Origin of the sequence: Synechococcus sp. KORDI-52, from assembly GCF_000737595.1 — a bacterium.
GTDB lineage: Bacteria > Cyanobacteriota > Cyanobacteriia > PCC-6307 > Cyanobiaceae > Parasynechococcus.
The window spans coordinates 2,068,092-2,082,755 of record NZ_CP006271.1; the positions used below are offsets into that span (position 1 = coordinate 2,068,092).

The following is a 14,664-nucleotide window of genomic DNA, read 5'->3' on the forward strand; positions in this document are numbered from 1 at the left end:
CGCCAAATCAATCAACCCGACCAATCGCCCTCGACGCCGTATTGATGCAAACACTGCTTGACCGTGAGCACCGAGACCGTGCTGCCGGTCTCAGCATCCAGCAGCAGATAAGGACAACCGCGAAGCACACAGCGACGTCGTGCATCGATGTAGGCATCAAAAGCATTGGCATGGAAACACTCCTCCACCCAACCGTCACTGCTGAGATAACGGGTGAGAATCATGCCCACGGAAGCCGAGGCCACCGGTTATGGCTCAGACCATGTCCAAACCCGGGAAGCGACTTGAAGTCTTCGGGATCAAAGCTGGATCAAAAGCGACGGTCACATCCCTCAATGGGATTCAGCCGATCCCTGCACGACGGTGACCACCTGATTCCAGGTGGCATGAACCACGCGATAGGTCTTCAGAGTGGCGCGTGATTTCGTGCGGGCATTCACAAAAGCTTTGAACTCAGTTTTAAAGCAGATCTCCTGGATCCACTGCCCTCCCGAATCAAGCCTTTCAATGCAGTACATCAGAGATTACGACACTTATCACATCACAACCGCACAACTTTTGCTGAGCACGAAAACAAAAGATGTTGTTTGGGATTGACAAAGAAAAAGCCCCCGCGGTGAGCGGAGGCCTGGGTGGTGTGAGGAGTCGACGTTTGTTACCAATGCCGACCCTGATTTCATAGCCTAGTTCCGAGGCGCCAGCCCCTTCAGCCACAAAGCTTTATCCCATCAAAGATAGAGAACACTGGCACGACAACGTCGGAGAGCCAAACGCACGGCATTCAGTGCAGCAACATCAGGCCGTTGCAGTCCATCAGGCACCAGCAGCACATCATCCGCATCCAGGCGGACCCTGGCCGAGAACCAGGTCCCAGGTCCCGGAATAGAGGCACGGCAGATCGGCTCTTGACTGTCATCCAACCGGCGCTCGATCAACCAACCCTCCACACGATCCAAGGGTTGAAATGCCGTTGATCCCAGCGCGACAGGCGCACTCATGCTGAGCATCAACCAAGACAAAGCATGCACCACAACACCAGAACGACGGAAGCCCCCATCGTCACAGAGAACACCGGCTCAGCAGCCCCGTTGCGTTAGAAGAGTTGTGTCGCAGATCTGCCGATGCCGTTATTCCGCTGTGCAGGATGTTCAATGCGCATCGAACGCTCAATGGCGGCTTACTGGCGGAGCAAGGGGAAATTGCTTTGCTCCACTTGTCTTGATAAGCAACAGGCGCCCAAGAAGAAGGCAGAAACAAAGGCCTAGTACCACTTTTGTACTGCTTTTCTCAGGGTTGTTCCACTTCCCCCTCGAGCTCGGTGATGCTGACGTTTGCGGCCTCGTTCACCTTTTGGAGCCAGGCCTCGCGAACCAGCTCCTTCCGCAGCGCAAGCAGTTCCCTTGATGCCTTGGCAGCGGCTCAAGCCTCGGCAGCTTCTTTGGCCCAATCCTTCTCAAAGTACTGTCGCCAGCTTGCGTCCATCTCAGCTTTTTCCTTGGCGGCCAGTGCGGCAGCTTCAGCTTCATGCCGCTTAAGGGTGCGCTCAACAGCGGCCTGTCTGTCGGCCAGAGGGGTGGAGGTCAGGCAACCCCTAGCCCGTCTCGGCAATCGCCCACGGCTCTCAGACAGGCCCCTCAAAAAACCCATGGGGATCCCTGGGTGCACATTGAAGCTCAGTTCGGCAACCCGTAAGCACAAATGCTTATTGGGCGGTGTTAGACCAGTCGAATCGCATGAGAGCGAGGAACCCAGGGGGGCAAACAATCCTGGGTCTTTTCTTGGAAAACGCTCACGGCACCCACGGCAGTCCCTGCTCATCGATGAAGGTGATAGTCGCTTGGCGTCGTCCCGCCCTGCGGCACTTTCAGTTTCCGAAGGAGCGATAGGGATACCGCTCCTTTTTTGTGCCCTAACGAACTTCCCTATTTGCTGCCTAGTTGCCGACTTTTTCCAGGAGGAGGGGCAGCGTGGTGGTTGTAAGAACAAGTGACATGGAGCACGGGAATCCAGGTCTTTTTTGTGCCTAGGCGGATTGACGGGAATGAGTCCCCGCCGCCTAAATCCCAATCCAGTAAAAATCGCTGCCGCTGCCTTTATGGCGGGTGCCTACAACCTCAAAAAGGTGTTGCCTCGCCATGTCTTACAGAGACGCCAACCACCTCAAATCAACCTTCCAGCGGGAACTTTGGAGTGAGGCGGGGACCTGGTTGCTGGAGAGGACTCAAACGCTTTGGGATGGCGGGATGCCCGATGAAGCATCTGCCCTCTATTCAGAGTTCTCCAGGGGTCCTGCTTTGGGTGAATGACTGTGTACCTGAGGGATACAGAAAGCGGTAATTCCGCTCATGCCTTGGTGCTCTGACACGCCTTAGAACAGGAATGAGGTCAGAGGCCGTTGAAGCAGAACCAGGTCTCAACGACCTTCAGGGGGGTCTTGCACCCCCCTTCTCAATGAGCGGTTCTACGGATTACGAAGGGTCTGTAGCGGCGCGAACGTATTTTCATTCCTCGTAAGGGGGATGGGAATGTGTCGTGAGGGGAGCGGGTGGTACCGCTCCTTTTTCTTGGTTGCTTCACACCAGGGATGTTTTGTCGCGATCGCGACAACTTGTAGGTATTTCATCCATCAACTTGATTTTGTTCCCTTTGGTGAGGGGACGATGCGTCGTACGGGGAGGGATTAGGGACCCTCCTTTTTTTTCGCAGTTCGTAAACAGCACCCACGGCACCCCTGACTGCCTGAAGAGAGTGGTTGGGCTGGTAGTACCAGCACCTTTGACGCATCATTCCCCTTGTTGTTGGCGGCATTCCCTGCCGCCTTTTTTTTGCCTGCAGAGCCTCCTAGCCCGCGTTCAGGAACTTGAGACCCAGATGGAACAACTGCAGTTCAGCAAAGTTGAGAACACTTTCAGCTCGATGTTCGACAAGCCATGAAAAGGCCCCCTCTGTAGCAGGAGCCATACCCTTGTTATCTACAGCAGGGTGCCGATCAGGCCACAGCAGAGATGTCGGCGTGAATGTCGGTGGCCGTCGATGACAAGCCCAACCGAGCAGCCCTGATGCCGAAGCCTCGAGTGTGACCAGCCAGACGGTAGGTGCCTGCAACAAACGCAGACTGCGTTGGCCCCTTGAAGTCCTCCCAACCGAAGCTGAGGTTTTTGGTGACGCCACCCTTTTGGACCTGGATGATCACTTCGTCAGTGTCTGCAGCCAGTGTGGCCACGATGTTGATCTGTGCGGTCTTGGCGCTCTCCAGGCCAACAATGGATTGAAAGCTGGTTGTCAGCAGGCCAGCGTCATCATCAGAAGATGTGGTGTTGGGGAAGATCCCAGATGAGCGAGAAGTTGGTGCCATGGGTTGCTGATTGAAGGCTCCATAGGCTTCCGCTGCCGTCGGCTGAACCCTTGCTTTGTTCTCCGTCTATCGAAATCAGTGGGGTAGAAATCATGATGACGGCGCAGTAGCAGGCGATACGAAAACGAGGTCACTCACTCGTTTTTCAGGAAACTGAGATTTGCGAGAGAAATGGTGGCAGGCCTCGCAACCTGCCCCCACACTGGGTCCCCAGATGGTTTTGACGCTGTCTTGGCAGCTCGGGTGAGCGACCCGTTGGCTGGCAGTAAAAGCACCCTTGGCACGAGCGATTGTCAGGGGGTGCTTTCTGCGCTTGTTGCAAACTCGAAGAAATTTGGTGCATTTGCCACACACGTTGGTGATCCGCCGAAGGTGATTGAGCGGATACTGCATCGCTCGGGGAGGACTCGCTCCTCCTCGCAGTTCCGTGGCCCCAAGTCCTTGTTTCGGTTGTTATCCCACCGACGGAGGGGTCTGTTAGCTGAATCCAGGGATGTATACCCGCTCAACACCATCAATGCCGACCGTCGGCTGCAGCAGCGCATGACTACCGCGACCCCAAACAACAGGGGCGCTACCAGGAACGTCTCCACAGCAACCTGACCAGCGCACGTCCCCAGGAGAGAAACCGCTCCGAATCCACCGTTCTGCGACGAATCGAATCCCGTAGGTGGCGGCATCAGCCAGGTCATCTGGAGCCCGCTTTTTGTCCAGGGCGATGTTCCGCATCTGGGCGTGCAGCACTGACAGCAGATCGAGCCCCTTCACCGCATGGATCTTGCAGTTAGCTCCCAATCCCAAAATCTGAGATTGGCGGGCCTTCTTCGATCTGCCCTCGTGGGACAGGCCAACGACGTTGAAGTTACGTTCACCGATCCGGTTGTCCAGCGACTTCAGGATGCGGAAGCCCTAGGCGGCCTTCTCCACCCCAAACGTGTGGGCGTTGAAGGGCTCAGCGAACTCCACGATCTGCAGTAAGGCTTCATCAACATCACCCTTAAGGAAGTACAGCCCAACGATCACCACCGCCTGGTTCTGCATCCCGACAGCCACCAGCGCTGAATCGTCACCACCATCGAGCGACATGTCGATGGCGATCATTGTTCCCTTGATGGCCACCTTTTCAAGGTCAATCTCCTTGATGAAGGACGTCTTCCACGCGCAGTACCCCGCGTCCTGTGTCACGTCCAGGCAGTACATCGCAGCGAAATCCTGGGGTGGCATTTGGGCCTGCAGGCTGGCTGCAAACTCAGGCGGGAACCGATGGCTGACGGGTGTCCCTGGTTCGCCGTACTGCGGCTGCTTCACCCTCCAACTGTTGGAGTGGCTGGCAACGATCTCTACATTCCGTTCTTCGGTTGGCGGCAGAAAAGGGCACGCAACCACCGTCCAGGGTGTTGTCCGCAGACCTTCCGCCTCAGCGATCTTTTCTTGGGCGATAAGCCATCCAGTTGGGTCCTCTGGCCCCAGTCGCTGGGCCGTGATGCAGATGCCACCTCCCCCTTGGTGAGCCTGGTCAGCGCATCGAACGGTCAATGGCGGCTTAATGGCGCAGCAAAGGGAAATTGCTGTGCTCGTATGCCTCGATCGCCTGGACAACCCTCTGGAAACAGCCGAAGAGCAGCGAAAGACAAGTTCTTCAGGATTCCGTGCCAACGACAACAAAAACTGATACACGGCATGGGAATGATGTTGAGGTGATACCACCTGAATCATGGGTTTCCTCGCCGTCGCTGGATGCATGCTTCTGGCAACTGCCATGTCTGCTGCACTCACCACCAAGCCCTCCAAGGCCTGAGCCACTGGAGCATTCGCAAACCAAAAAACCGGGCCGAGACCCGGTTTTTTTGTGGCTGTGCACCGACAGCCATCTTGTTTTTCTCCGACCAACGAGATTTAGAACTGCAAATCAAGGGTTCAAGGGGAACCCTAGCGGTTGTAAATCCATAATTCTGCTCGTGAATTCCATGGAGAGCATCAGCCGTATCTGCCTTGCCTCTCATGGCACGACCATCGATGCCATTGGCCAAGGGCGTTACCGCGTTTGCAATCGTGACGCTGTTTGTTCAGAAGTCGACAGTCTCTGGCAGGCCTACGAAACCCTGAGGCGGCAGGAACAATCCCCAAATTGATTCATGGAGTCAGGAATAGGTATCAACACTTACAGCACCACAGTGTTCCCTGCGTAACACTTGAGACACCCCGGTGAGGGGTAATGCGTCGATCTCGGGAGGGCCTAGGGAACCCTCCTTTTTTATGCTTTCGCGTCAGAGCCTCAGGCTGCCGGTGCTGTCTTCACCAAACTCCAGATACAGACAACGCGCGTCTTCGGCCCGACCGCAATCAATCAGGTGCTGAACCCGCTCTCGCCACCACAACGACACCCCGGAACTCAATTCCTTGCCTTGAATACCATCAAAGGATTCACTCACAACAACATTTTGGTTGGGCAAACGCTAATCAAACGGATTGATCACATGATCTGACTTGTTACGTGCTGTTAGCAGCAGTTGCTACCCAAAGGTATTGCCGTTCCACCCCCAGCAACTGGCCTGCACATCCTCAAAACCGATGTACACCCGGTTGGCGGGGATTCCCGTACGCGCCTGGATCAATTCACAGAACGCAGCCGTCATTGCGGGTGGACGGAGCGCGCCGATCGATTTGACCTCCACGTAGGCACAGGGCTCATGACTCCCAGCGAAGGTCATCGGCACCCCTGTTTCCAAGAGCGTCATCACATAGGCCTCCGGCTTACCGGTCTGATTCGCCAGTTCCGAGGAAAGCTCCTGCAGCAACGCCGATCCATCCTTCAGCGCTGGAAGGGACGTGCGCACGTTGATGAGAGGCATTGTCTCGAGGAAGCTGAGAAAATTTTGGCACTCTCCAGCCCAGAGTGCCAAAGCCTATCTGAGCTCCAAACCGGAACATTTACGAGCGTGAACATCATCAACCTGAACAGTTCAACTCAAGCAGACCCCTTAAATTTCCAGAGAAAGTGATCAATCACATGATCCTGCTTCACTTCTTTGGCCTCGGAGATATTCTGCGACGTTTTGAACTCGAGCAGATCACGGGCCTCACCATCATGGGGTTCAGGCCACTGAGCCTCGACGAGTTAATGCAATGGTCACAACATATTGCCGATCAACAGCAATGGGATGTTGATGCCATCCGCAAGGACGTGATGAGCACATGGATGGATCAAGCCGACGACATCACCCACTGGAGACAGCGGCTGGATCAGGCGCCCGCCGAAGTCGAAGTTCTGGCCGGCATTGGCGATCAGCACACCTGGCGTGATCATTGGGAAGGCATGCTGCGCCAAACACCGCGCACTGGCTGGTCATAACGAGCGGAGTGCAATGACAGTTTGTCCACCGATCAGCGGACGTGAAGCTGATGTCGCCGCTTTGATGCTGAAACCGCGTCACGCATGGACGAACAGCTCCATCGAGCTGGAACAACTGCGATCAGGATTCGCCTGCGCGCTTCACATGCACCAACCGACGGTGCCAGCGGGAGCAAACAACAGCTTGATCTCCCATCTTCAGTACATGTTCGATCACCCCAACGAGGGGGATAACCACAACGCTGAACCATTCGCCCACTGCTATCGGCGCCTTGGCGAGCTGCTACCTGAGCTGATCAGCGAGGGTTGCAGTCCAAGAATCATGCTCGACTACTCGGGCAATCTGCTCTGGGGAATTGAGCAGATGGGGCGTCACGACATTGGCGATGCCCTCAAACACCTCGCCTGTGATCCGTTGATGCAGGGGCATGTGGAGTGGCTGGGAACGTTCTGGAGCCACGCCGTGGCTCCATCTACACCGATCCCAGACCTGAAACTGCAAATCAGCGCCTGGCAACAACAGTTCATCGCCTGTTTTGGCAGCGCCGCTCTGGAGAGGGTCAAGGGGTTCTCGCCACCAGAAATGGCGCTCCCCAATCATCCCGACACCCTGTTCGAATTCGTCAAAGCCCTCAGGGAATCGGGATATCAGTGGCTCCTGGTTCAAGAGCACAGTGTTGAGTGCATGGACGGCAGCCCACTGCTGCGCAGCCAATGCTTTGTTCCCAATCGACTTCTCGCCAGAAACAGCGAAGGCGAGGAGATCAGCATCACGGCGCTGATCAAGACTCAGGGATCTGACACCAAACTTGTGGGTCAGATGCAGCCTTATACCGAGGCATTGGGTCTCGAACGGCAACGCCTCGGCGACGTCGAGGTGCCATCTCTGGTGAGCCAGATTGCCGATGGAGAAAACGGTGGCGTGATGATGAATGAATTCCCAGAGGCATACCAGCAGGCCAATCGCCAGATCCGTGACAACCCCAAGGGGACCGTGGCCATCAACGGCAGTGAATACCTTGAAGCCTTGGAGCGCAACGGCGTGACTCCCCAGCAATTCCCCACCATCCAGGCTGTGCACCAACACCGCCTTTGGACTGAAGTTGACGACGACAGCTCAGCCAACAGGATTGAACAGGCCATCAGCAGACTGAGGGGTAAAGACTCCAGCTTCAGCATGGAGGGTGCCTCTTGGACCAACAACATGAGCTGGGTCGAGGGCTACGGCAACGTGCTTGGCCCGATGAAACAGCTCAGCGCTGAGTTTCATTCGCAATTCGACACCGCAGTCGCCGAAGCCCCATCGACCACCTGCACCCGGTCCTATCAGGAGTTGTTACTGCATGTGCTGCTGCTGGAAACCAGTTGTTTTCGGTATTGGGGGCAGGGAGCCTGGACCGACTACGCCCGTGAGATCCATCGCCGCGGCAAAGAGCTGCTGAATCAGATCAACGTCGCAGCTTCACACCGGGCAGGGGCACCTGCCGAACAACGCTTTACGTAGCGTTACATTCGTGTAGGGTATATGCAGTAAAGGATCTCTCCATGGGCGACTACACAACGGCGATCCTTGCCATGGTGGGCATTGGAATCGTGCTGACGGCTGCTGTGGTGTTCGCCCTAATGCGACCCAGTGACCTGCCGATCATTGATGAAAATCGCAATTGATCATGGGGATCATTGCTGAACTGCTCATCGCCGCCAGTGAAATCGGAATCGCTCTTGTGGTAGCCGTTTCCCTACCGCCCACTGAACCCCAGAGCTGAATTCCTGAATTGAATTATTGAGTTCAGATCACTTCCTTCGAGCAGAATTCCAGAACAATGGAAGTGGCATCGCGCTTGCGATCAAGTTCGTTCAGATCGCTGCATCGCGCTTGCATCCAATAAACTGTTTCTCTCCAAATTTCCAGCCGGTAACGTCGCTCGAGGTTTTGTCCGGAACCGTCCAAAGCTCTGCAAGTATCTCCCACTGAATGTAAGCAAATCAGAATCACAATGTAGGGGATGTCAACATTCACCCATCGGAGCTTGACCCACAACACGTTAACAGTCACGCAACAGTTACCGCTGTCTCACACCCATCAGCGCAAAGGCAGCGCATCAGCCTTGATCAGCGACGTGCATGACATGAATCGAACAACTGCGCAAAAAGAATCTGCTGTTGCGACCACACAGATTCATACCCATCCATGGCGCTGACACCGACCAACCCTCCGACGCGGAACAGCAACCCACACCAGAAATAACGCTTCGTTAAAATAAGTTGACATACTTGCAACACATGGACCTAAGTCTGCCTCAGCAGTTCGAAGCTGAAACGATCAAGCGGTCCATCGAGGACGCAGACGATCTCAACACGTTGAAAGCATTGGCGCGTGAACTTGCTGACCTCTACGTGCGTCAAAGGGCTGCCACGGCCTGGGTGATTGCTGAAAAATAGAGATCACACCTTGCTGTCGTTTCTCCAGGAACGTTCCAAACGCTGACGCGCTTCGTCAACTGTGTAAGCGCGGGTTGGCGTCGTCTTGTCGCGATAAGGGCGCGTGATCGACCAAAACTTGACGGCAGAAGCGAAAGCCACCACCAACCATGCGAGCACAATCCATCCCGGATTCGTCATCGTTGCCCAGCAATGGACTCCATGATGGCGAAAAAATCAGTCTCAGACCTGCAAGCTCCCCCAATCAGCGCAATCGTGGATCCTGAGGTGAGGAATTTCGTGATCAGCCAGTTGACGGTGATCGCACTACCGGTTGGAACCCTTTTCGGCGTCTGGCTTTGGATGCTCAACTGGAGCGGTCGTTCCCGCAGAAACCAGTGACTGTCCTGGCCGGCCTACTGGCGCCCGTCTTGATGCTGTTCCATCTTGTTGGCCCCGTCCCTGCGGATCTCGGTGTGAGCAACGGGGCGTTACGCGACTGCCCGACAACAGCTCATTGTTCCAGTCAAACCTGGGAGAGCTCCAACCCGATGGCTGAATTCAACGAGCTGAGTGGGTTGGTGCAGGAGTCGCCGCGGACGGTTGTCGTCCATCAAACCGAGACCTACCTCCATGCCGAAGCCACTAGCGCCTTCTTTGGCTTTGTGGATGACCTCGAACTGTTCGCTGATCGCGACAACAACCGGATCCAGGCAAGATCCGAGTCGCGCCTCGGCGACTCGGATCTTGGTGTGAATGCCGCAAGATTAGCGGCGTTGCGGTCGGGGCTGGACAGGTGAAGGCCGCTTAAACCTTGGCGCGGCGAAGTTTGCTCAGATCGGTGATCATTTCCTTGATGCCAACCACGAATCCGATGGCGGCCAAGGCCACGATGCTCAAGATGATCGCCGTGTCGAGCAGCGAGCGTGGATCGATCCAATCGGGCATGGCATGAACCTGGGCTGATCTCGTGTTAGCCAGAGCCCGATAAAATTCGAGCACATGGCGCGAACGGTCAACACAAATCGTCAGACATGCACGACATCATCTGCCCGCACTGCAGCACAGCCTTCAAGGTGGATGAGGCAGGCTATGCCGACATCCTCAAACAGGTGAGGGATCGAGATTTTGAACAGCAACTGAACAAGCGCCTTGCCCTGGCGGAACAAGACAAACGCAATGCCATCGAGTTGGCCATTGCCAAAAAAGACAGGGAGATGCAAACGCTGGAGGCACAACTCAAGCAAAGTGCGATGCATCAGGAACTGGCGATTAAAGACGCCGTTAACCAAGCGGAGAGGCAGCGCGATCGCATTGCCATTGAACTCCAGCAAATGCGTGAGCAGCAGGAAACAGAACGACGCCTAGCAGAAACCAAATTCGCCAAAGAAATGCAGGCGATGACGCTGCAAAAAGACAATGAAGTAAGGGATCTGCAAGCGAAGCTCCAGGCTGGGGCCATGCAGCGCCAGCTGGCCGTGAATGAAGCGGTAAGTTCCGTTGAAAAACAACGGGATGCACTTCAGAGCGGCTTGAAGGAAGCGGAACTGAAGCATCAACTGGAATCTCAATCACTGAAAGATCGCTACGAAGTCCAGCTCAGTGATCGGGATCAGGCCATTGAACGCTTGCGCGACATGAAGGCACGGCTCTCCACCAAAATGGTTGGAGAAACCCTCGAACAACACTGCGAAACCGAATTCAACAGGATTCGTGCAGCGGCTTTCCCAAAGGCCTATTTCGAAAAAGACAATGACGCGCGCAGTGGAAGCAAGGGTGACTACATCTTCCGCGACCAAGACGACCACAACAACGAAATCATCTCGATCATGTTTGAGATGAAAAACGAGGCCGACACAACAGCCACCAAAAAGAAGAACGAAGACTTCCTCAAAGAACTGAACAAAGACAGGAACGAAAAAAATTGCGAGTATGCGGTGCTCGTCTCCCTGCTGGAGCCTGAAAATGAGCTGTACAATTCAGGCATCGTCGATGTGTCGCATCGCTTCCCGAAGACCTATATCATTCGCCCACAATTCTTTATCCCATTCATCACATTGCTCCGCAATGCCGCCATGAAATCTCTGGAATACAAGGCTGAACTGGCTTTGGTCAAAGCCCAGAACATCGATGTCACCAACTTCGAGAACGACCTCGAAACCTTTAAAACAGCCTTCTCACGCAACTACGACCTCGCCTCAAGACGCTTCCAAACGGCAATCGATGAAATCGATAAGTCGATTGATCACTTGCAAAAAACCAAGGACGCCCTGATGGGTGCTGATCGAAACCTGAGGCTTGCCAATGACAAGGCACAGGATGTGACCGTTAAAAAGTTGACCCGGCGCAATCCAACGATGGCGGCCAAGTTCGCAGACTTGGACACCGCTGCTGATCAGAAATCCGCCTGAGCAATGCCCTCAAGTCCACGCAACCGGATCGGCGAGGTTTACGGCAAACTCACTGTGGTGCGCCCTTCAGAGCGGCGAACTAAAGCAGGAAACACTTTTTGGTGGTGCCGCTGCAGCTGCGGGGCCGAGCGGGAAGTTCCCAGCGACAAGTTGTCGCTGAACACGGCACGCCGCAAACCAACCGTGAATGCCTGTGAAGCATGTGCTCGCGAGTTTCAGATTGAAGGCGTGTATCGCAAAAACGATCGCGAGGAAAAGCAACGCCGCCAAGCAGCGCTTGAAGCTAGATCACAGCTGAAGGGTCAAGTGCCTGAACGCTGGCTTTCCCTACCGCTCACCGATGCCCACGCACGGGAACTCGGGCAAAAACTCTTTTTCCGCGGCACAACTTGTCTGCGTGGACATCTGGCGCCATACCGCATCAATGGCGGCTGTCAGGCTTGTTCTGGCCAGACTCCATCTGCTTCAGATTCGCCATCAACCAGGCCCAAAGAGTCATAACCGCGGCACCAAAGGCCAACATCGCCAGGAGCTTGGCTTCCATTCAGAGGAAATCGAAATCGTCTTCCGAATCACCGGAAAATGCATTCATCACAAGTGCAGAAAACGGCACAAAGAGGGCCGCCATCACTAATATTTCCACGATTTTGAAAGCACCTGATTTAACTTAACGAATTTGACTTTACAAAAAGTCATCAGCACTACCGTCCCACTGAAGTGAGTTCAAATACTCATTTCGGATTCAGGTCTAGGCATTTCACCCCGTTGTCAGCCCAGACGGCCGAATCAGACTGAATTCAGTCGTACAACGACGATGCCAAAGGTGCTGAAGGCGGCTTCACAGACGATTCGCAATCTGCTCAAGCCAGCTGCCCAACACGGCTTCTCCGAAGACCGGCTCCGCAACGACCGGCAGAGCTACATCGCAATGACGCGGGCACTCGTCGATGCCCAGCTCGAATGGCGTGATGCCGAGCTCAGCTCACGCCTCTGGAAAGACGTGGCCGACCGTGGCATGGATCGCGGTCGGCTGCTTCACCTGATCTACAGCGTTGAAGCGCATCACGATGAGGAGGCCCTGCAGAAGGCCGACACGGCCTACCTGCAGTTGGTTGATCCCAGCGATCCCTGAGGCGGAACTCCCTCAGAGCTCGAACAGCGTCCCCAGCAGCATGGCGGGATGGGTCGACTCCCCTGCGGTGCTGCGTTCCAACTGAACGGCCATAACGCAGTGGGCCATGAATCGAACGGCCGAAAGAACAGCCAGACCAATGCACAGGGGGCAGTGCGTGAGGGTCAAGACAGGTGCCTACCGGAGTGATGGACCCATCCCAAGACAGAAGCGGGGACGCGCCACGATCTCTTCAACAAGCGTCATGCAACACGCGCAACCACATTAAGCGGGTGGTAGTGAAGGGGGAAAGGTAGGCTGGTAAGGTTGATGTTTATTGCTCTCTTTCGGGGAACGGATGAGTCAGGTCACAGTCGGCGAAAACGAAGGTATTGAATCCGCATTGCGGCGCTTCAAGCGCTCCGTCGCCAAAGCCGGCATCTTTTCTGATCTGCGTCGGATCCGTCACCACGAGACCCCCGTTGAGAAGTACAAGCGCAAGCTGAAGCAGCGTTCACGCAACCGTCGTCGCTGAGCTAACCCATCACAGCAGTTGATAACGGGCCCTCGGGCCCGTTTTTTTGTGCCCGTCCCCAGCTCACAGCGGATCAGGTCGCCACGTCACGGTGCCCTCTTCACAGTGCGCTCTTGTTTTCGCCAGACTTCATAAATGCTTAAGAAGGCCAAAACCAACCGATGGTGTTGATCAATCCATTTTGCCCAATCAGCGCGGCAAAAATTGCTGGCTTGAAGGCCACCGTGGTCTTGCTGCTGGTGCTGTTGATGAAATCGAAATTGCTGCGGATCAAGATGTCCTTTTTTGGATCTGTTCTTGGATTCGCGATGTTGGTGAGCTTTTTGCTGACCACAGGCCTGCTCGCTGTGATCACTGGCGGAGCCGTTGCTTACGCCGCCACGCAAAACCGGAGCAACTGAGTCATGCGCAATCGTCTTCCATTCCTGAGTGGACTTGCATTGGCAACCCTCGGGGTTTCAGGTCTTGCCGGCGGTGGTTTGCTTTGGAATTTTCAAGGCCGCACCCTGGGGCTTGGTAGCACTATCACGGCGTTGGCTCTGCTGGGAATCAGCTTTGTTCTGCTTCGGCCTGAACCACTACTTTCACCCGTTGAAGTCCCTGAAGCCAGCCAGCCACTCAAAATCAAAGCGCCACAAGCATCGGTCCTCGGCCTGATGCTGGCTGCCCTCGGCACCTTCGGGATGGCGGGTTCTGGCTTGCTGTGGAACTTTCAAGGTATGGCTTTGGGTCTCACCGGCACGCTCACGGCCGCCGTCGCCCTTCTGCTGAGCCTGGTTTTTCTGTGGCCTCTCGGCCCCGCCAAGGCCTTCAGGCAACCTGTTTCCTCGATTGCGGCCATCGGCAACAGCTTGGAACCAGAATCGGTTAAGTCGTTGGAACCCGTCTCACAGAGCACACCTGCCCCGCAAACAACAGCAGAAGCGATTGCTGAACTCTTGGCGGCCGAACAGCATGAGCGAGCGGAACCAACGTTGGTGAACTTTGCTCCGCTGAACCTTTTGCCGGGCCAAAGTGTTCCCACAAAGTCTCGACGCGGTGGCAGTTCTCTTGCTCGTTATCGCTCAATGGCCAGTGACTTGTTCAAGAGTTGACATCTCTCCAGAAATTGAAATTGCGAATTTTTCTGTACCAGGGAGTGATGTTCAAGTCAGGTCGCTGAAGGGTTGATCCTGGCTTATCAACACTGAATCCAGCTTCGTCCATCTCCCTTTTCAGACGACGGGTCACCGGGATAAGTGCGATTGAAAGCACCAAGGCTGCTAAAAGCAGGATGGGAAGTAACGTCACCAGCCAAACGGTGGCAATACAAGTGATTGCAGCCGCCATGACCGTCTTCAGCCATCGCGGCAGAGTTCTGCGCCGTTGAGGTGGAAGTTGCTTCATGGCTCAGGACAGTCCATTTGCTCTCGAAAAAATCCGCTGGAGTTCACGCTGAAACGCTCTTGCGTTGAGAGGTTCCCCCAAGCGCCTGCGTTG

At 55.2% G+C, this 14,664-nt stretch carries 23 protein-coding genes; 11 read left to right on the plus strand and 12 right to left on the minus strand.

The genetic code is table 11. From position 1 onward, the window contains the following. Positions 1-11: 11 nt before the first annotated feature. From KR52_RS10540 to KR52_RS10580, 7 genes are all read right to left on the minus strand, one after another. Positions 12-245 carry a hypothetical protein gene (locus KR52_RS10540; RefSeq protein ID WP_253912386.1) on the minus strand — a complete coding sequence of 78 codons (234 nt, stop codon included), beginning with the start codon at positions 243-245 and terminating at the stop codon, positions 12-14. A gap of 483 nt (positions 246-728) precedes the next feature. Further along, entirely contained in the window at positions 729-998 is a 270-nt protein-coding gene (locus tag KR52_RS10550) for a hypothetical protein (protein ID WP_253912387.1), read from the minus strand. Between the two features lie 1,991 nt (positions 999-2,989). Beyond that, positions 2,990-3,355 (minus strand): hypothetical protein, encoded by a 366-nt coding sequence (locus KR52_RS10560; protein ID WP_038555616.1) that lies wholly within the window; start codon positions 3,353-3,355, stop codon positions 2,990-2,992. A gap of 477 nt (positions 3,356-3,832) precedes the next feature. Further along, a complete protein-coding gene (locus KR52_RS10565; protein WP_038555619.1) occupies positions 3,833-4,156 on the minus strand; it encodes a hypothetical protein in 324 nt (107 codons plus the stop codon). A gap of 108 nt (positions 4,157-4,264) precedes the next feature. Beyond that, positions 4,265-4,663, minus strand: coding sequence for a hypothetical protein (locus KR52_RS14475; protein ID WP_156957716.1), 399 nt, complete (start codon positions 4,661-4,663; stop codon positions 4,265-4,267). A 959-nt stretch (positions 4,664-5,622) separates the two neighbouring features. Then, the gene (locus KR52_RS10575; protein WP_156957717.1) at positions 5,623-5,787 is read right to left on the minus strand and encodes a hypothetical protein; all 165 of its coding nucleotides are present in this window, start codon (positions 5,785-5,787) and stop codon (positions 5,623-5,625) included. 81 nt (positions 5,788-5,868) lie between these two features. Next, positions 5,869-6,207 (minus strand): phenylpyruvate tautomerase MIF-related protein, encoded by a 339-nt coding sequence (locus KR52_RS10580; protein ID WP_038555629.1) that lies wholly within the window; start codon positions 6,205-6,207, stop codon positions 5,869-5,871. 158 nt (positions 6,208-6,365) lie between these two features. On the opposite strand from KR52_RS10580, the gene KR52_RS10585 reads away from it, so the two are divergent. The 3 genes from KR52_RS10585 to KR52_RS15290 are packed head-to-tail and all read left to right on the plus strand — an operon-like array spanning position 6,366 to position 8,375. After that, on the plus strand, positions 6,366-6,707 hold the full coding sequence (locus KR52_RS10585; RefSeq protein WP_038555632.1) for a hypothetical protein: 342 nt from the start codon (positions 6,366-6,368) through the stop codon (positions 6,705-6,707). Positions 6,708-6,720: 13 nt separating this feature from the next. Then, positions 6,721-8,211, plus strand: coding sequence for a glycosyl hydrolase family 57 (locus KR52_RS10590; protein ID WP_051834350.1), 1,491 nt, complete (start codon positions 6,721-6,723; stop codon positions 8,209-8,211). A 41-nt stretch (positions 8,212-8,252) separates the two neighbouring features. Further along, entirely contained in the window at positions 8,253-8,375 is a 123-nt protein-coding gene (locus KR52_RS15290) for a hypothetical protein (protein ID WP_256382167.1), read from the plus strand. 121 nt (positions 8,376-8,496) lie between these two features. Here KR52_RS15290 and KR52_RS15005 read toward each other — a convergent pair whose 3' ends face one another. Next, positions 8,497-8,658, minus strand: coding sequence for a hypothetical protein (locus KR52_RS15005; protein WP_216725519.1), 162 nt, complete (start codon positions 8,656-8,658; stop codon positions 8,497-8,499). Positions 8,659-8,990: 332 nt separating this feature from the next. Here KR52_RS15005 and KR52_RS14830 point away from each other — a divergent pair, with 332 nt between their 5' ends. Further along, positions 8,991-9,149, plus strand: coding sequence for a hypothetical protein (locus KR52_RS14830; protein WP_173402222.1), 159 nt, complete (start codon positions 8,991-8,993; stop codon positions 9,147-9,149). Positions 9,150-9,152: 3 nt separating this feature from the next. On the opposite strand, the gene KR52_RS14665 is transcribed toward KR52_RS14830, so the two are convergent. Beyond that, entirely contained in the window at positions 9,153-9,329 is a 177-nt protein-coding gene (locus KR52_RS14665; RefSeq protein ID WP_162175626.1) for a DUF4175 domain-containing protein, read from the minus strand. 158 nt (positions 9,330-9,487) lie between these two features. Here KR52_RS14665 and KR52_RS10600 point away from each other — a divergent pair, with 158 nt between their 5' ends. Next, entirely contained in the window at positions 9,488-9,928 is a 441-nt protein-coding gene (locus KR52_RS10600; RefSeq protein WP_253912388.1) for a DUF1499 domain-containing protein, read from the plus strand. 7 nt (positions 9,929-9,935) lie between these two features. On the opposite strand, the gene KR52_RS14835 is transcribed toward KR52_RS10600, so the two are convergent. Then, a complete protein-coding gene (locus tag KR52_RS14835; RefSeq protein ID WP_173402223.1) occupies positions 9,936-10,076 on the minus strand; it encodes a hypothetical protein in 141 nt (46 codons plus the stop codon). A gap of 86 nt (positions 10,077-10,162) precedes the next feature. Between KR52_RS14835 and KR52_RS10605 the strand changes: the two genes are divergently transcribed. From KR52_RS10605 to KR52_RS10610, 3 genes are all read left to right on the plus strand, one after another. Beyond that, positions 10,163-11,539: a DUF2130 domain-containing protein gene (locus KR52_RS10605; protein ID WP_038555641.1), complete on the plus strand. Its 1,377-nt coding sequence runs from the start codon at positions 10,163-10,165 to the stop codon at positions 11,537-11,539. A gap of 3 nt (positions 11,540-11,542) precedes the next feature. Next, positions 11,543-12,040: an early protein (E6) gene (locus KR52_RS13800; RefSeq protein WP_071840241.1), complete on the plus strand. Its 498-nt coding sequence runs from the start codon at positions 11,543-11,545 to the stop codon at positions 12,038-12,040. 313 nt (positions 12,041-12,353) lie between these two features. Further along, entirely contained in the window at positions 12,354-12,671 is a 318-nt protein-coding gene (locus KR52_RS10610; protein ID WP_038555645.1) for a hypothetical protein, read from the plus strand. A gap of 12 nt (positions 12,672-12,683) precedes the next feature. Here the strand turns inward: KR52_RS10610 and KR52_RS14840 are convergent, their stop codons facing one another. After that, the gene (locus tag KR52_RS14840) at positions 12,684-12,839 is read right to left on the minus strand and encodes a hypothetical protein (protein ID WP_173402224.1); all 156 of its coding nucleotides are present in this window, start codon (positions 12,837-12,839) and stop codon (positions 12,684-12,686) included. A gap of 169 nt (positions 12,840-13,008) precedes the next feature. On the opposite strand from KR52_RS14840, the gene rpsU reads away from it, so the two are divergent. The 3 genes from rpsU (at position 13,009) to KR52_RS10625 (ending at position 14,279) form a co-directional block, all read left to right on the plus strand. After that, a complete protein-coding gene (gene rpsU / locus KR52_RS10615) occupies positions 13,009-13,185 on the plus strand; it encodes a 30S ribosomal protein S21 (protein ID WP_009790002.1) in 177 nt (58 codons plus the stop codon). 161 nt (positions 13,186-13,346) lie between these two features. Beyond that, on the plus strand, positions 13,347-13,586 hold the full coding sequence (locus KR52_RS15010; protein ID WP_038555649.1) for a hypothetical protein: 240 nt from the start codon (positions 13,347-13,349) through the stop codon (positions 13,584-13,586). A 3-nt stretch (positions 13,587-13,589) separates the two neighbouring features. Continuing rightward, positions 13,590-14,279: a hypothetical protein gene (locus KR52_RS10625; RefSeq protein WP_038555652.1), complete on the plus strand. Its 690-nt coding sequence runs from the start codon at positions 13,590-13,592 to the stop codon at positions 14,277-14,279. Here the strand turns inward: KR52_RS10625 and KR52_RS13805 are convergent. Then, complete coding sequence (locus tag KR52_RS13805) at positions 14,269-14,571, minus strand: hypothetical protein (protein WP_071840242.1); 303 nt, start codon at positions 14,569-14,571, stop codon at positions 14,269-14,271. The genes KR52_RS10625 and KR52_RS13805 overlap by 11 nt on opposite strands. Positions 14,572-14,664 lie beyond the last annotated feature (93 nt).

Excerpts from the sequence above, each read along its gene's own strand:
- KR52_RS10550 (WP_253912387.1), bottom strand. The coding sequence starts at position 998 with ATGAGTGCGCCTGTCGCGCTGGGATCAACGGCATTTCAACCCTTGGAT.
- KR52_RS10560 (WP_038555616.1), bottom strand. The coding sequence starts at position 3,355 with ATGGCACCAACTTCTCGCTCATCTGGGATCTTCCCCAACACCACATCT.
- KR52_RS10580 (WP_038555629.1), bottom strand. The coding sequence starts at position 6,207 with ATGCCTCTCATCAACGTGCGCACGTCCCTTCCAGCGCTGAAGGATGGA.
- KR52_RS10585 (WP_038555632.1), top strand. The coding sequence starts at position 6,366 with ATGATCCTGCTTCACTTCTTTGGCCTCGGAGATATTCTGCGACGTTTT.
- KR52_RS10590 (WP_051834350.1), top strand. The coding sequence starts at position 6,721 with ATGACAGTTTGTCCACCGATCAGCGGACGTGAAGCTGATGTCGCCGCT.
- KR52_RS15290 (WP_256382167.1), top strand. The coding sequence starts at position 8,253 with ATGGGCGACTACACAACGGCGATCCTTGCCATGGTGGGCATTGGAATC.
- KR52_RS14830 (WP_173402222.1), top strand. The coding sequence starts at position 8,991 with ATGGACCTAAGTCTGCCTCAGCAGTTCGAAGCTGAAACGATCAAGCGG.
- KR52_RS14665 (WP_162175626.1), bottom strand. The coding sequence starts at position 9,329 with ATGACGAATCCGGGATGGATTGTGCTCGCATGGTTGGTGGTGGCTTTC.
- KR52_RS14835 (WP_173402223.1), bottom strand. The coding sequence starts at position 10,076 with ATGCCCGATTGGATCGATCCACGCTCGCTGCTCGACACGGCGATCATC.
- KR52_RS10605 (WP_038555641.1), top strand. The coding sequence starts at position 10,163 with ATGCACGACATCATCTGCCCGCACTGCAGCACAGCCTTCAAGGTGGAT.
- KR52_RS13800 (WP_071840241.1), top strand. The coding sequence starts at position 11,543 with ATGCCCTCAAGTCCACGCAACCGGATCGGCGAGGTTTACGGCAAACTC.
- KR52_RS10610 (WP_038555645.1), top strand. The coding sequence starts at position 12,354 with ATGCCAAAGGTGCTGAAGGCGGCTTCACAGACGATTCGCAATCTGCTC.
- rpsU (WP_009790002.1), top strand. The coding sequence starts at position 13,009 with ATGAGTCAGGTCACAGTCGGCGAAAACGAAGGTATTGAATCCGCATTG.
- KR52_RS15010 (WP_038555649.1), top strand. The coding sequence starts at position 13,347 with ATGGTGTTGATCAATCCATTTTGCCCAATCAGCGCGGCAAAAATTGCT.
- KR52_RS10625 (WP_038555652.1), top strand. The coding sequence starts at position 13,590 with ATGCGCAATCGTCTTCCATTCCTGAGTGGACTTGCATTGGCAACCCTC.
- KR52_RS13805 (WP_071840242.1), bottom strand. The coding sequence starts at position 14,571 with ATGAAGCAACTTCCACCTCAACGGCGCAGAACTCTGCCGCGATGGCTG.